A 15,289-nucleotide genomic window follows, 5' to 3' on the forward strand; every position below is an offset into this window, starting at 1 on the left:
CTTGCGCTTCTTGGTCTGGTATTCGGCTTCGGAGAAGGTGATCTGATCCATGCTGGCAACGATCCTATGCGATTGACGATGGCCGTATTATCGCTGATTTTGGAGACTTATTCAGAGCCTCCTTAGATGATTCGAAATCTGCAGATATTGTTTGTCGCGATCAGTTTTCTGGTCTATCAGCCACTGGCGTACGGCGCCGAAGAAGCCGAAGGAGGGCAGCACCAAAAGGGTGAGGCTGGGCACTCGGCTGAAGGCAGTGAGGCCCGCGAAGTTCATCTGACTCCAGAGCAGAGGGAGTTGCTCTCCGTGCAGACTGTAACGGTGCCCCGAGGTCGTGCTGATAATATCGTTACTGCGCCAGCTGAAGTTCATTATGTTCCGGATCGCGTCGCTGAGGTAGGGCCGCTATTGCAGGGAAAGCTTACGAGACTGGCTGTTGATCTGGGGGACCAGGTTGAAAAAGGCCAGTTGTTGGCCACGTTAAACAGCGTTGAGTTGGCTCGCATTCGTTCCCGCCTGAACTCGTTGAAAGCTCGGAAAGAAGCCGCGACTGCGGAGTATCAGCGAGAAAAGCAATTGCGGAGTGAAAGCTTCACCAGCGAAGAAGAGTTCCTGGACGCCAAGGCCGCTTATCTTGAGATTACAGCGGAGTACGATTCGATTCGTGAGCAACTGGAGGTTTTTGGCAGTGATTCGTCAGGCGCAGATAGCAGTCTCGCACAGTACGCGCTCCGTTCTCCTATCCAGGGGCGCATTGAGCGCATGGATGCCCGGTTGGGTCAAACCTTAAGCGCTTCAGACACGCCTTTTACTGTGGCCGATACCTCTGTGGTGTGGGTGATGTTGCAAGTTGCGGAAACTGATATTGGCAGGGTATCCGTCGGAGATGAAGTTCAGGTCTTCTCCAAGTCTGTCGCGGACCGCTTTCATACCGGGGAAGTTTCCTGGGTCTCAAATGAGCTTGATGAGGAAACCCGCACCATTCCCGTTCGAGTCGTGCTCGAATCCCCCAACGGCGACCTTCGTCCAAATACCTATGCCAAAGCGAGAGTCATGACTCAATCGGGGGCATCACTACCGCTAGTTCCAGACGATGCCGTGCAAACCATCGGCGATGAGACCGTTGTATTTGTTCCGGGTGGTGAAGGGGGAGCCTACAAGGCGGTTCCCGTCACACTTGGCAAGGAGGCTAACGACTGGATAGAGATTAAGTCCGGCATCAGCGCAAACACGGAAGTGGTTTCAGTGGGCGCTTTTGATCTGATGTCGGCCATTACCGCCAGTGGCCGCAGCGCCGCTCACGGACACTAAAACTCGGGGGGAGCATGATCAACGCAATTGTGAATTATGCGCTGAACAATCGTCTGATGACGCTTGTTTTTGCTATCGCCGTGATCGTTGCCGGCATATTTTCATTTCAAAAACTGCCGGTGGATGCGTTTCCGGACGCGACACCGACCATGGTTCAGGTGTTCACTACCAGTCCTGGTTTGTCGCCGGTTGATATTGAAACGCTGATTTCCTATCCCGTTGAGATCAGCATGTATGGAATTCCCAAGTTAGAAAAAGTGCAGAGCACGTCGATTTTCGGGCTCTCGCGGGTGACCATCTATTTCGAAGATGGCACCGATATCTACTTCGCCAGGCGGCTTGTTAACGAGCGGCTATCGGAGGCCAAGCGCCAGATTCCCGAAGGGATGGGGCAGCCGGAACTCGGCCCCATAGCGAGCGGTCTTGGGCGCATCCTGATGTATTCCCTGGAAGCTGAGGATAAAGATCAATACAGCCTGCAGGAAATCCGCACGATTCAGGACTGGATTGTTAAACCGCAGCTCAGGACCGTGCCGGGCGTAACCGGTGTGCTGTCCATCGGCGGCGAGGTAAAACAGTACCAGGTCAATATCGATGCGCAGAAGCTTCAGGCGAGGAACCTGACGGTATCTGATATTCGCGGCGCCCTCACCCAGAATAATCGTAACGTCGGCGCCTCTTTCATTACGCGAGGCGGTGAAGAATACATTGTCCGTGGTTACGGCTGGGTCAACTCTGGTTCCGAAGGCATCAAAGACATCCAGAACATCATTGTGTCCAAGAGTGAGGGGGAGTCCCCTATTTACGTCAAGGATGTGGCGGAGGTTGGCCTTGGACCGGCAATTCGCCGTGGCGCAGAGGTGTCCTCAGGTGAGGAATCCGTGGGCGGTTACGTGATGAAGTTGATCGGGACCAACACCAGTCAGGTACTTGAGGACGTCAACGCAAAAATCGACGACCTGAACAAGTCACTCCCCGAGGGGTTGAAGATCGAAGCCTATTACTCCCAGGCGGAGTTGGTGGGCAAGGCCATAGGCACTGTCGAGAAAGCGTTGCTTGAGGGCTCGGTTCTGGTGCTGATTTTCCTCTATCTGTTCCTGGGGAATATCCGTTCCACGCTGATCGTGGTCGCAACCCTACCGCTGTCTGTGCTTGTCGCATTTATTGCGATGCGGATTTCGGGCCTGTCCGCCAATCTGATGAGTCTGGGGGGGCTGGCCATTGGGATCGGGATGATGGTGGACGGCGCTGTCGTGATGATAGAGAACATCTTCCGACACCTTGAGGAGCGATCCGATGAAAAGGTCAGCGTTCTGAGGCTTGTGGGTGAGTCCGCCCGGGAAGTGGCCCGTCCGATCGTGTTTGCCATCGGCATCATTATCATCGTTTTTCTGCCGCTGTTTACGCTGCAGGGCGTTGAGGGCAAGCTGTTTTCACCCATGGCTTACACCATCAGCTTCGCTCTGATCGGCGCACTGCTGCTTGCGTTGACGTTGGTGCCGGTTCTGGCCTCGCTATCATTCAAGATGGGCGGGCAGCATAAGGAACCGAAGCTGGTTCTGTTCCTGAACCGTTTGTACAAACCCGTGGTCAATGCTGTGGTCAAAGCACCAAAGGTTGTGATGGGCATTGCGGTTATTGCCTTTGCAGGCAGTCTCCTGCTGTTTCCTTATCTCGGGAGCGAATTCGTGCCCACGCTCAGGGAAGGCACGTTCCAGATTCGCTCGACACTGCCTCCTGGAGCCAGTCTGGAATCCGCCATCAAATATGGCAAACGGGTCCAGTCCGTTGTAGACGAATTCCCAGAGGTCACCGGCACCTATGCCCGGATCGGTCGCGCCGAAGTGGGTGGCGATCCAGAACCTGTGAACGTTGTGGCGACGCTCGTCAATCTGAAGCCCCTGGATCAGTGGCGAGAGGACGTGAGCTATGAGGATCTCCAGGGCAGGATTGCAGAGGCTTTGGATGAGCGGGTTCCCGGGCTTGCCAACAATCTGTCCCAACCGATTCAGCTTCGAACCGACGAACTCCTGTCAGGCGTTCAGGCGCAACTGGTTGCCAGCATTTTCGGCGACGACCTGGACGAGTTGGGCCGGATCGGCAGGGAAGTGGCGGCACTGGCGCAAGAGGTGCCTGGTGCAACGGACGTCCGCGCTCAGCAGAGTGCGGGTAAAAAACAGATCGTTATTCGCCCCGACCGTGAAGTGCTGGCACAGTTCGGCATCAGCATCGATAACCTGATGAGTACGGTTGAAACCGGTATTGGCGGTAAAGGCGCCGGGCTGGTCTTCGACGGTGTCCGGCGATTTGAGATTTTCGCCCGGCTGCAAGAGTCCTATCGCGGGTCCATCGATGAAATCAGGAAGCTTCCCCTCAGGGGCAACAGTGGCGAACTTATCCCGCTTTCACGGGTGGCCGATGTTGATATGTACTCGGGTCCCAAGAAAATTTCACGCTCCAATGCCAGTCGCCGTCAGTATGTGCAAATGAACGTACGTGGTCGCGATATGGGCGGCGTTGTTCAGGATTTGCGCAAGCGGATCGAGGAGCAAGTAGATATGCCGCCGGGGTATTTCGTTGAGTTTGGCGGTCAGTTTGAGAACCAGGAAAGGGCCATGGCTCGGCTGGCGATTGTTGTGCCTATTACCCTGGCGCTTATTTTCCTGCTTCTCTTTTCGGCATTCAGCAGTCTGCGCTATGCGGCGCTGATCTTCATGAATGTGCCCTTTGCGGTTACCGGTGGCATTGTCGCGCTGTTTGTGACGGGGCTTTACCTCTCCGTGCCGGCTGCCGTGGGATTCATCGCGGTGTTTGGTGTGGCCGTACTGAACGGCGTGGTGATGGTGAGTTACATCAACCAGTTGCGGGACGAAGGCTACGACGTCATTGAGGCGGTCAAGCTTGGAGCACAGCGTCGTTTGCGGCCGGTTCTGATGACAGCCTCGGTGGCTATTCTGGGGCTAATTCCCCTGTTGCTGGCCGACGGTATTGGTTCCAATGTCCAGCGGCCACTGGCAACGGTTGTGGTTGGCGGTCTGATCACCTCAACGCTGCTGACGTTGGTGGTATTGCCCAGTGTGTACCAGTGGTTTGCATCCGAACGTCGTGACGTTGAAGTCTGATAGCCAGGAGAAGGTTTATGTATGAAATAAAGGCTTATGTCAGAGAGGTTATGGCGGAGCATGTGGTTGATGCTCTGGCCAAAGTCAAGGGAGTGGCAAGCATTGCCGTCGTGTCTCTCAACGAATTTGGTCATCTGGTCGGCGATGAGTCGCCTCTGGAGAAGGTGAAGATGGTCAAGCTGGAAGTAGATGTAGCGACCGAAACTGTTGCCGATGAAGTTGTGGACATCATTGTGCGAACGAGCAGGACCCGGGATGGACACCCGGGGGATGGCAAGGTACTTGTATCCCGCTTGGTCCGGGCTGTTCGCATCGAGGATGGTGCGGCCAACGAAAGCGCACTCCAACCCACTTTAAGCTAGTTCTCTTTAAGCTGGATGGTGGCATCGCGGCTGTGCTGGTCGCGCGAGCCGCCATCACAGCTCCATTCCCGGCTGAAAGATTTCAGACCTCGCCTAGGTCGCCCGCAACGAGTCAAAGGGCTCAAGTTGCTTGTTTGATCTTGCGCGATGAGAAGACAGCGGTCGCGTAGGCATAAATCAACAACTTTAGCATCGTCCGTGGGTTGAACGGCGAGTTGCGCCGGCCGACCACCTCATGTTCGTATTGCTGCGGAAGCGGCGCTTTGAGAATGGGTCAGTCTCTAAAAAGTCGAGGCCCCAAATTACAACAAACCCCCGCCGAAATGGCGAGGGTTTGTCAGCGATCTGAGCCCCAGCCTCGGGCTCTTTACTGTCGTGACGCAACCGCGAAGTTACCCGGAAATCAGGCGCCATCCGGTTATTCGTCAGAAATTGACGCTTACCCCCAATGAGGCGGTACGTGGCAGGTTTGCCATGGCGCCATCGGGCAAACGTGAGACAATTTGCTGCTCATCAAACAGGTTGTCCACTTTCAGGAAGACATCGGCACTGGCGGTCAGTGCGTAGCGGCTGATGAAATCGACCAGGAACAGGGACTCGGTCTCGTCCAGTTTCGTGGCGGTGTTGTTGCATCCCGCGCTGACACACATCTCATCGGTGTAGGTGGCCACAAGGTAGTTGTCCCAGCCACTCGGATGTTCCATGCCTGTTCGGAAGCTCATCTGGTTTTCAGGTACGTCCTTGAGCTGCTCACCTTTTTTCAGGCCCGAGGCGGCATTGTCCTTGCTGATTTCGGCCTGGGTAAAGGTGTAGGTAAGGCTGACCGGAAGGTAGAACTCGCCCGCCCGGGTGCCGGTCTGGAGCTGAAACTCAACACCGGCAATTTCGGCCTCGCCGGTTACGAAACTGCCGGAGGTGGCGCCATTGCTGCACGGCGAGCCCACGGAACAGTTTTCGGCCTTGTTGGAGAAGTCGCTGTAGAAGCCGATCATTTCCGCGAAGAACGCATTGCCAAAGTACCGGAGGCCGGCCTCCCAGTTCTTGCTGGTTTCCGGCTCTTCGTTTGCCGTGGCACCACCCCCGAGAGGGGAGAAACCCCGGTGCACACCCCCTAGAACCTGCCAGCTTTGGGACAGGTCATAGGTAAAGGAAGCGCCGGGCAGGAGTTCAGCGCTGTCATTGGCGCGGGTGCTGTCGACGGTTGTGCGGTCGGGATCCGCGTATTGGGTGCGACCGGTTTTCACATCCTCGTAGCGCAGGGCGAGGTTAACGCTGAGCTTGTCCGTCGCCTGCCAGGTGTCGAGCGCCCAGAAGCTCAGGGCTTCGCCGGTCTCAAAGCGATTATTGCTGCCCGTGGGGGCGACAGTGTTCTGGAACACCAGAGAGCCGTTGACCTGGTCATAAACATCGACCGGCTGGAAACGATCCATTTCATCTTCGTGGTAGCGGGCGCCGAAATCAAACTGGTGGCTGCCCATGTCGACATCAAAGTTTACCTGCACGCCCTCGGACAGGTAGTCCCTGGCGTTGTTTTTGTAATCCAGGCCGTTGGCGTCAACTGTGCCGTCCAGAATACCCTGGGCATTGGCGTCGCCGCCGTTTGCCGAGTCGATGATGCTTCCGCCGCCGCTGAGCTTGAACCAGTTCCGCTTGAAGTCGTTGCGATAGAGGGTGGCCGTGCTGCTTACGGTATTACTCCAGTCGAACTGATGGGTCAGGCTGATACCGGAGTGGGTATTGTTCATCTGGTCGATGCTGGACAACCCGTAACGCCGGTTCGGATCCTGGCTGAAGTCCGCATCGGTCAGGCCGAGGTAACTGGAGTTGGAGGTTTCTTCGGAGTATTGCAGCTTGGCGGTCACGCTCTGGCGCTCTCCCTGCCAGCGTAGTTTGCCGACATAGTCTTCGATATCAAAGCCGGTATCGCGGTTGCTGCGGTCAATTTCCTTGAAGCCTTTCGCGGAGCGCTGGACGGTCTCAAGCAGGTAGCCCCAGTCGCCGACCGTGTCACCATAGGTTACATGAACGTCGGTGGAGCCGCGGTCGTTGGTGACGGACTCAATATAGCCCTGCCGCTGATCGGGAATGGGTGTGGAAATCAGGTTGACGACACCACCGGTGGTTTGCGGGCCATAGCGCAGCAGCGGGGCACCCTTGAGCACTTCCAGCGAGGACATCCGCTTCAGCGTCGGGAAATAATAGGCGGCCGGATTGGAGTAGGGTGCCGGTGCGATAAGAATGCCATCTTCCATCAGGGTGACATTGCTGCTGCGCTCGGCCGTGGCGCCGCGGATGCCGATGTTAGGGCGCAGACCAAGACCTTCCTCTTCCCGCACATAGACACCCGGAACGGTTTTCAGTACCTGGTTGATGTCGGTCTCAACTTCGGTTTTCATCTGCTGCTCACCAACAACGTAGCCTGACCCTGGCAAGGTCTGGGCGGCAGAAGCATCGCCAATGATTTCCATGGGTTCAAGCATCTCGGGCTGCTCATCCCCGGCGGCCCAGTTCAGACCTGGGGCAAGGCTAATTGCCACGGCCAGTGATAGTCGGGAAGGTTTAAACACGTGGTTATTCTCCGTATCCTTTGCGGGTTTAATGTAAATAAAAATCAATCTGATTCAGGTGCCGCAACTTTACGGCTCTGTAACTATCGAGTCAATAGTCAATGCTCATGGTGCGGGAGGGTGTCACCAGGCTGAAAACGGTTAACAACCTCTTCCTGATTACTCGGTTTGAGGGTGATGCCGTAAGCCATGCTGGCCCCCGGTTCAAAACACGGCAGGTCAAAAGCTTCTATCGCGCAGACCCTAGGCGATTTTTCTAAAATAAGCTGCAAATTCAAACTCATTTCAAAGTTTGCGCTTACTATTTCGATCACTTCCTACCTCGCCACGGGCTTTTTACGCCCATGATTTTTTGGCTACTAATCGCTTCGGGAGAACGATGATGAAGGCAAGCAAGCACTCGCCTCGGGCGTTGCTGTGTTCAGTACTATTGGCCATTCCTCTGTTAGGTCAAGCGGAGACTGTTAGTTGGGCGAGTTGGCTCACTGGCCAGATAAGCAAGCACCCAGAGGTGCTGGCTGCGACGGAGCGGGCGGCAGCGCGGAAAGAGGACGCTGAGGCAAGCGAACAACCGCTGTATAACCCGGAGTTGTCCGTGGGAGCAGACAGAACGGGCAGTGAGAATAACTTTGAGGCAGGGCTGTCACAAACGATCGACTGGTCTGATCAGCAGGGTGCATTAAAGGAGAAGGCAAAGCTGATCAGGCTTTCTGCGCAAGCTGGCTTGAGCGACGCAGTTCTGACACAAACGTCCAAATCATTGTCTGCGCTTGTCGAGTGGCGCGCCACTAAGCTGTTTGAAGAAATTGCTGAATCTCAACAGCAGCGCCTGGATGCCTTGCTGGACCAGGTTGAACAGCGCCAGCAGGCAGGCGATCTGGGGCGTGCCGACGCAGAGCTTCTGTTTTTAAACCTATCCCGTCAGTTGAGCGAAGTCGCCCAGGCAAAGGCCGCAGTTGATCGTGCAGAAACTCAGGTTAGAGAACGTCTGCCGGACTGGAGTCCTCAGAATGGGGGAATCCCCGAGTATATCTGGCCAGCGCTGGAGTCCCAGATTGGTGATGCTGAACTGCTGGCACACCCGTCAGTTGCAGCCGCTCGAGCCGAGTGGCAGGTGCTGAAAAGTGAGGCAGAGGTTGCCAGACGCAAAGCTACAGCATCGCCGACAGTAGGACTGAGCGGAGGGCGTGACGGTGGCGAGAACGTGGTTGGCCTGACATTCTCGATCCCTCTGAACGTCCGTAATAACTACAGCGCTGAAATCCGGGCTGCGAATCGACGGGCTCTGCAGGCCGAAGCGCGGTTTCAGGCGCTCTACCGGAAACAACAATATGACCTGGCAGGCGCTCGCGCTTCTTGGAAGCGATACGACAAGCAACTCCGTCGATGGAAAGAATTATCCCAGGGGCGTGTACAGCGAAGTGCCGATTTGCTTGAGAAGCAGTGGCAGGTCGGCGACCTCTCCACCTCTGAGTATCTCCAGGCGCTGGGCCAGCGCGCGGAGAGCCTGAAAACCGGTATTGAACTGGAAAAGCTGGCGCAGCTGGGCCTGATTGAGCTCTTGAGCCAGTCTGGCGAACTGATCACCCCCTTCCAATAATATTCTGGAAACTGGATATTCATCATGAAAAAAGCTCTGATTTCAGTATTTGTGTTGACGCTGTTTATAGTCCCCCCTTCACTGGTACAGGCCGAGGAAGATGCTCATAAGGAGGCGGGCCATGATCATGCCGCCGGTGGCGACGATCATCGAGAAGACACCGGTGACGAGGGTGAGCATGAGGGCGGGCATGCTGAAGAACGTGAGCATGAAGAGGAAGAAGGTCATGGCCACGAAGAGGAGAGCGATGGTGGTCATGAAGAAGCAACCACCGCAAGCATCAATACCAAACAGAAAGAGCTCGCCGGCATTGAAGTAGCAACCCTCAAGAGCAAGCGCGTTGACTATGAAATCTACGCTCCCGGTGAGCTGCTGACCAACGGCTATACCAGTTATCACGTGTCCCCCAGGGTTGCCTCGGTGGTGTTGAGACGTCACGTGGAGCTGGGTGAGCACATAACCAAAGGCCAGCCGCTGGTAACCCTGTTCAGTGAGACGGTGGCACAGGCGCAGGCTGATTACAGGAAAGCTTTTCCTGAATGGGAGCGAATCAGCGGGCTGGGTCGTTCCGTGGTTGGTGATCAACGATTTAATACCGCGAAAGCCAATATTGAAGCGGCGAGGGCGACTCTGCTTGCTTATGGGCTAAACGAGGATGACATTGGTGCGTTGAAGGCCAGCGGCATGGGTAGTCTCGGTGAATACACGCTCAGGGCTCGCGTGGACGGTGCAGTGCTGACCGATGAGTTTGAGCAAGGACAAAGAGTTGAGGCAGGCCAACCGCTGGTGACTCTGGCTAATGAAAGCGAACTTTGGGTAGAGGCTCACCTGCCGGCAAACTCCGATATTGTCCTTAAGCAAGGAGCAGAAGCGGAAGTAAGAATTGCAGGCCGTGTCGCTGTGGCAACGGTATCACAGGAAGCTCATACCATTGACGCTGTGACCCGCACGCGGATTGTTCGGTTGGAGCTGGACAATCCTGAAGATCGTTTCCATCCCGGAATGTTTGCAGATGTGTATTTCCTTTTTAAAACCACGGAGCCGGTGCTTGCGGTGCCGGAGAGTGCGTTAATGCGAGGCGCCGATGGCGACTGGACGGTCTATGTGGAAGAGGCTGAAGGGGAGTATGAGCCTGTGGAAGTGGAACTGGGCCGCTCAATTGGCGGACTCCGTGAAATTTCCGGCCTGACTGCAGGCCAACGGATTGTTTCTCGGGGCGCATTTTTTGTGGCCTCTGAAATTGCCAAAGGCGGCTTTGACCCACACAACCACTGATTCCGGGAGCCATTATGTTCAACCGAGTTGTCGACTGGGCGGTTCAGAACCGCCTGTTGGTTCTTATTGCGCTTGCAGTGCTTATCGCCACGGCCGCGTTTCAGATCCCAAAACTGAATCTTGATGCCTTTCCTGACGTTACAAACGTCCAGGTCGCTGTTAATACAGAGGCGCCCGGACTTGCGGCTGAGGAAGTAGAGCAACTGATCACCTATCCCATTGAAGCGGTGATGTATGCGTTGCCGGATGTTGAGGAGGTTCGGTCCATCTCCAAAACCGGGTTGTCCGGTGTCACGGTGGTTTTTAAAGAGGGCACGGATATCTATTTCGCGCGCCAGTTGGTGTTCGAACGTTTGCAGGCCGCGCGGGAGCTGATTCCGGACGGTGTCGGGGTGCCTGAAATGGGCCCGAATACGTCCGGTCTTGGCCAGGTCTACCAGTACTTGCTGATAGCGGACCCGGATTCGGGGTACGACGCAATGGAATTGCGCAGCCTGCACGACTGGCTGGTCAAACTGTTGCTGATACCGGCAGAAGGGGTTACAGAAATCCTGTCGTTTGGCGGAGAGGTCCGCCAGTACCAGGTGAACCTGAATCCGGCTCGAATGCTGTCCTATGACTTATCACAGAACGACGTCATGGAAGCCCTGGAGAACAACAACTCCAATGTCGGTGGTTGGTACATGGGCCGCGGACAGGAACAGTTGGTTATTCGGGGTATGGGCTGGCTGGGCAATGGCGAGCAGGGCCTGGAGCAGATCCGTCAGGTGCCCGTTAAAACCAGTGACGGCATCACAGTAACCGTGGACGATGTCGCTCAGGTGGGACTTGGCACTGAAATTCGCCAGGGTGCGGTGACCATGACCCGGAAGGATGAAGATGGTCAAGTTGAACAACTGGGTGAAGTGGTTTCTGGCATTGTACTCAAACGAATGGGGGCCAACACCAAAGCCACCATCGACGGCATCGAGGCCCGCATTGATCGCATAAACCAGGCGCTTCCGAGTGGGGTTCGTTTTGAGCCCTACTACAACCAGGCGGATCTGGTGACCAAAGCGGTAGAAACGGTGACCAATGCGCTTCTGTTGGCTTTTGTGTTTATTGCGATCGTGCTTGCACTGTTCCTGATGAATTTGCGGGCAACAACGCTCGTGCTGCTTTCAATACCGATTTCCATCGGTATTGCGCTGATGATCATGGCCTGGTTCGGTCTCTCGGCCAACTTGATGTCTCTGGGCGGCATTGCTGTGGCAATTGGCATGCTGGTGGACGGCTCTGTTGTTATGGTCGAGAACATGTTCAAACATCTGACGCATCCGGATGCTGAGCATGACGCCCGTCGGGATGAATTGGTGAAAAACGACCCTGACCCATTGGGCGCGTCACACGATGACCATGGCATTGCGCTTCGACTGCAGGAGGCAGGCCGGGAAGTGGCGCGACCAATTTTTTTCGCGACGGCGATTATCCTGGTCGTTTTCATGCCTTTATTCAGCTTTGAAGGTGTGGAAGCCAAGCTTTTTCAGCCAATGGCGATCAGCATAATGTTGGCCATCGTGTCCGCTGTGATCGTTGCTCTGGTGGTTGTGCCGGCCTTGGCATCGTTTATGTTTCGCAAGGGTATTCGGGAGCGGGAAAGTTTCATTTTAAAGCCCCTCGAAAAGCTTTATCGCAAGGGCCTTGACTGGTCGTTGAAACACACCCGCTCTGTTGTCGGTGCAGCAGCTGTCCTTGTTGTGCTGGCGGCCTTGGTCGTGCCGCGACTCGGTACTGAGTTTGTCCCCGAATTGGAAGAGGGGACCATTAACCTCCGGGTAACGCTAGCCCCCTCATCAAGCCTTGATACCGCGCTTGAAGTGGCGCCGAAACTGGAGGCCATGCTGATGGAATTTCCAGAGGTGACCTACGCCCTGTCCCGGGCTGGCCGAGCGGAAATAGGCGGCGATCCGGAACCAGTCAATAACATCGAGATATATATTGGTCTCAAACCAACAGCCGAGTGGACCAGCGCCAGTAATCGCTATGAATTGCAGGCCCTGTTTGAGGCGAAGCTCGAACAGCACCCGGGGCTACTGTTTAACTTTTCTCAGCCTATTGCAACTCGGGTTGACGAATTGTTGTCAGGTGTCCGCGCGCAGTTGGCCATCAAACTCTTTGGCCCGGATCTCAAGGTGCTGGCCGAGAAAGGTCAGCAGATCGAAGCGGCGGTCCGAACTGTTCAGGGGACCCGGGACGTGGCCATGGAGCAGATTGCCGGTGAAGCGCAGTTGGTGGTTCAGCCAGACCGTCAGGCACTTTCCCGGTACGGACTCGCCGTGTCTGATGTGATGAGTGTCGTCCGGGACGGACTGGGTGGTGCCGCCGCGGGCCAGATCATCAACGGAAATGAGCGGTACGATATCTATGTGCGCCTGGCCAAACGTTTCCGGGAAGACCGGGATGCCATTGCTGATCTCAGGTTGCAGGCGCCTTCCGGAGCCTGGGTGAGACTCGGTGATGTGGCCGATGTGTCTATTGAGTCTGGCCCGCCCCAGGTGCGCCGCGACGACGTTCAGCGCCGTGTGGTCATTCAGTCCAATGTGCAGGGTCGTGACATGGGCAGTGTGGTTGCCGATATTCAGGATACCATCGCGTCAGAAGTGAACCTTCCCCCCGGCTATTCGGTGGATATTGGTGGTCAGTTCGAAAACCAGCAGCGAGCTCAGAAACGATTGACCATTGTGGTACCTGTATCTCTGGGCCTGATTGCACTGCTGCTGTACTTTGCTTTCAGTTCGGTCGGTCAGGCACTGTTAATTCTGGTCAACGTGCCGCTTGCTGTCATTGGTGGCGTCTTTTCACTCTGGATCTCCGGCCAGTATCTCTCAGTGCCCAGTTCCGTTGGATTTATCACTTTGTTTGGTGTGGCGGTGCTCAACGGGGTCGTTATGGTCGAAAGCATCAATCAGCGAATACAGGATGGATTGAACGTGGATACCGCGGTGTTTGAAGGTGCCGTCTCCCGTTTGCGTCCTGTCTTGATGACAGCAATAACCTCGGCGCTCGGTTTGATACCGATGCTGTTGTCGACGGGCGTGGGTGCGGAAATCCAGAAGCCATTGGCCAGCGTGATTGTAGGTGGCCTCGTGACTGCGACTTTCCTAACGCTTTTTGTTTTGCCGGCTCTATTCACGCGCTTCTCAAGGTCTAAACTCGATGATATGCAACGGTAGAAGAGAGGTGGAAATACACAGTTTTGATCGCGAGCAGGGGAGGGTAATCCCTCCGTCATAGCGGGGCGGAGGAATTATGGTTGTGCTCTACTCTGGGAAAGGAAGCACAACTGTAATTCTGGCGCCCCCTGTTTCTGAGGGGCCAATGTTCATCCGTCCGAAATTGTCTTCTAGTATTTCGGACACGATGGACAGTCCCAATCCAAATCCAGAAACGGTTTCGTCAAGCCGGGAACCTCTATCCATCACTTTTGAGGCCGCTTCTGGAGTAATCCCAGGGCCGTCGTCTGCAACTTCTATCGTTAGCCCGGAATCGGTCTGGCTTATTGAAACGTCAATCTCAGCCTGACTCCATTTCCCGCCGTTTTCGAGCAGGTTACCGAATAACTCTGATAGGTCCTGACGCTCCATGGGCCAACTGAAGTTATTCGGCAAGGATGTATTAATACGGAAACTCTTATCGGGAAAGATTTTTTCCATGACAGAAATGACGTTGTTCGCTATTTCAATCGGCAAACATGTTTGCCCCATCTGCCTGCCGGAGATATCTGCCTTGCTCATGCGGTAGTTCAAGGACCGGCTTAGATCCTTTAGGTTGGAGGTCATGAACTCTATGTCGTCGCGGGACGGAGGTAATGAACCAGTGTCTGACAAGATTGCGAGATTGGCAGAGATCGAGGTCTTGACCATGTGAGAAAGATCGGAATTGAGGCGGCGGTGGCGGTCAAGGCGACGACTTGCTAGTTCAAGTAGGTTATTGAACTGTTTGATCAGCGGACTGAACTCCTCTGGTGCGTCAGGATTCAAACGAGGTTGTTTGCCAGATTGCAGTCTCCTCATGTCTTCCTTGATGTGTTCGATCGGTTTCAAAGCGAGGTAAGTAGTGGTGCCTACCAGAGCCAAGAGAACAACAAGTAATAATGCGGAGGCAGCCAGCAAGGTCAGGTGAGCCCCACTGGATCGCTCGGCGAGTCCACTTTCCATTTCCAGGATGGTGACTGACGAAAGCGGGCTGTCAATTCCGAAACCTCGTTTCAATCCAAGAAGGCCATCTGCACCTTGGGATATTTCTACAAAGCCCGCCGGCTTTCTTGAAACCATTCGCAACGTTGTTTGATCTATGTTGCTACTGGCAATGATGCTTCCGTCTTTCACTTCGACGACGAGGGCGTGCTCCAGTAGCAATTGGAATCGATCAATCATGCTGCCAATCTCGTCGGGCGTCGGAACTTCGTTTTCAATGATGGTTTGAAAACTCTCCACCTCCTTGTCAAGGCGATGTTTTCTGGACTCGTTCGAAAGCTGCTCTATTACATAAGTGTGCGAGAAAAAAATTAGTAAAAAATACAAGAGGCTGAAAGCGATGCCATATTGGAGGACAGTTTTTCCGATGCTTTTCTGCGCTGTCATGAAGGTGCTTTTGTCGATTGAGCGGAAGGCTTCAGTTGAAGGCACATAGAGGTGCTCTGATCGGAAAGCATAGTTGGAATCGAAGCGTGCCGCAACGGGTGCGAGCCGGAGCGAGGGACGCTCTGGTCTTCAGATCGGTCTGGCTTGGTCTTATCGTTCTTAGGCATTTGAATAACTTGATTTAGTGTCATCAAATCAAAGCCGACCTAAATGGCTTTTGAGCTTGTGGTAGCCGCTGAAAAAAACGTTTCATCAGCATATATTTTCAAGTGTGTTTAAAGTTTCGATGTTCTACTAAACACCTGTAGTAGCCCCCATTTAAACCGGACACCTTGGTAGAAGCAAAGGCCTAGGCATAGACCTAGTGCAAAGGAGTGTCCAAGGTGGAGAGAATCGAAGTCATAACCGGAGTGCAGCGCCGTCGCCGGTA

9 protein-coding genes are annotated in these 15,289 nt (G+C 54.8%); 6 read left to right on the plus strand and 3 right to left on the minus strand.

Going from position 1 to position 15,289, the window contains the following annotated elements; translation table 11 throughout:
• The first annotated feature begins 126 nt into the window (after positions 1-126).
• The 3 genes from LWH94_RS17920 to LWH94_RS17930 are packed head-to-tail and all read left to right on the plus strand — an operon-like array spanning position 127 to position 4,795.
• Positions 127-1,311: an efflux RND transporter periplasmic adaptor subunit gene (locus tag LWH94_RS17920; RefSeq protein ID WP_232903137.1), complete on the plus strand. Its 1,185-nt coding sequence runs from the start codon at positions 127-129 to the stop codon at positions 1,309-1,311.
• Between the two features lie 14 nt (positions 1,312-1,325).
• Entirely contained in the window at positions 1,326-4,433 is a 3,108-nt protein-coding gene (locus LWH94_RS17925) for an efflux RND transporter permease subunit (protein WP_232903138.1), read from the plus strand.
• Between the two features lie 17 nt (positions 4,434-4,450).
• Positions 4,451-4,795 (plus strand): P-II family nitrogen regulator, encoded by a 345-nt coding sequence (locus tag LWH94_RS17930; RefSeq protein WP_232903139.1) that lies wholly within the window; start codon positions 4,451-4,453, stop codon positions 4,793-4,795.
• 425 nt (positions 4,796-5,220) lie between these two features.
• Here the strand turns inward: LWH94_RS17930 and LWH94_RS17935 are convergent, their stop codons facing one another.
• Positions 5,221-7,362, minus strand: a complete 2,142-nt coding sequence (locus LWH94_RS17935) for a TonB-dependent receptor family protein (RefSeq protein WP_232903140.1) — start codon at positions 7,360-7,362, stop codon at positions 5,221-5,223.
• 98 nt (positions 7,363-7,460) lie between these two features.
• Positions 7,461-7,676, minus strand: a complete 216-nt coding sequence (locus tag LWH94_RS17940; RefSeq protein WP_232903141.1) for a hypothetical protein — start codon at positions 7,674-7,676, stop codon at positions 7,461-7,463.
• 65 nt (positions 7,677-7,741) lie between these two features.
• Here LWH94_RS17940 and LWH94_RS17945 point away from each other — a divergent pair, with 65 nt between their 5' ends.
• Genes LWH94_RS17945 through LWH94_RS17955 form a run of 3 tightly spaced genes read left to right on the plus strand, consistent with a single transcriptional unit; the run spans position 7,742 to position 13,449 of the window.
• Positions 7,742-8,962: a TolC family protein gene (locus LWH94_RS17945; protein WP_232903142.1), complete on the plus strand. Its 1,221-nt coding sequence runs from the start codon at positions 7,742-7,744 to the stop codon at positions 8,960-8,962.
• Positions 8,963-8,986: 24 nt separating this feature from the next.
• Complete coding sequence (locus LWH94_RS17950; protein ID WP_232903143.1) at positions 8,987-10,237, plus strand: efflux RND transporter periplasmic adaptor subunit; 1,251 nt, start codon at positions 8,987-8,989, stop codon at positions 10,235-10,237.
• A gap of 14 nt (positions 10,238-10,251) precedes the next feature.
• The gene (locus tag LWH94_RS17955; RefSeq protein ID WP_232903144.1) at positions 10,252-13,449 is read left to right on the plus strand and encodes an efflux RND transporter permease subunit; all 3,198 of its coding nucleotides are present in this window, start codon (positions 10,252-10,254) and stop codon (positions 13,447-13,449) included.
• An 87-nt stretch (positions 13,450-13,536) separates the two neighbouring features.
• On the opposite strand, the gene LWH94_RS17960 is transcribed toward LWH94_RS17955, so the two are convergent.
• Positions 13,537-14,859 carry a sensor histidine kinase gene (locus LWH94_RS17960; protein ID WP_150994237.1) on the minus strand — a complete coding sequence of 441 codons (1,323 nt, stop codon included), beginning with the start codon at positions 14,857-14,859 and terminating at the stop codon, positions 13,537-13,539.
• Positions 14,860-15,289 lie beyond the last annotated feature (430 nt).

This window comes from Marinobacter sp. G11 (genome assembly GCF_021282325.1).
GTDB classification, from domain to species: domain Bacteria; phylum Pseudomonadota; class Gammaproteobacteria; order Pseudomonadales; family Oleiphilaceae; genus Marinobacter; species Marinobacter vinifirmus.

Bases quoted from the DNA above. Each gene is read 5' to 3' on its own strand.
- LWH94_RS17920 (WP_232903137.1), top strand. From the start codon at position 127: ATGATTCGAAATCTGCAGATATTGTTTGTCGCGATCAGTTTTCTGGTC.
- LWH94_RS17925 (WP_232903138.1), top strand. From the start codon at position 1,326: ATGATCAACGCAATTGTGAATTATGCGCTGAACAATCGTCTGATGACG.
- LWH94_RS17930 (WP_232903139.1), top strand. From the start codon at position 4,451: ATGTATGAAATAAAGGCTTATGTCAGAGAGGTTATGGCGGAGCATGTG.
- LWH94_RS17945 (WP_232903142.1), top strand. From the start codon at position 7,742: ATGATGAAGGCAAGCAAGCACTCGCCTCGGGCGTTGCTGTGTTCAGTA.
- LWH94_RS17950 (WP_232903143.1), top strand. From the start codon at position 8,987: ATGAAAAAAGCTCTGATTTCAGTATTTGTGTTGACGCTGTTTATAGTC.
- LWH94_RS17955 (WP_232903144.1), top strand. From the start codon at position 10,252: ATGTTCAACCGAGTTGTCGACTGGGCGGTTCAGAACCGCCTGTTGGTT.
- LWH94_RS17960 (WP_150994237.1), bottom strand. From the start codon at position 14,859: ATGACAGCGCAGAAAAGCATCGGAAAAACTGTCCTCCAATATGGCATC.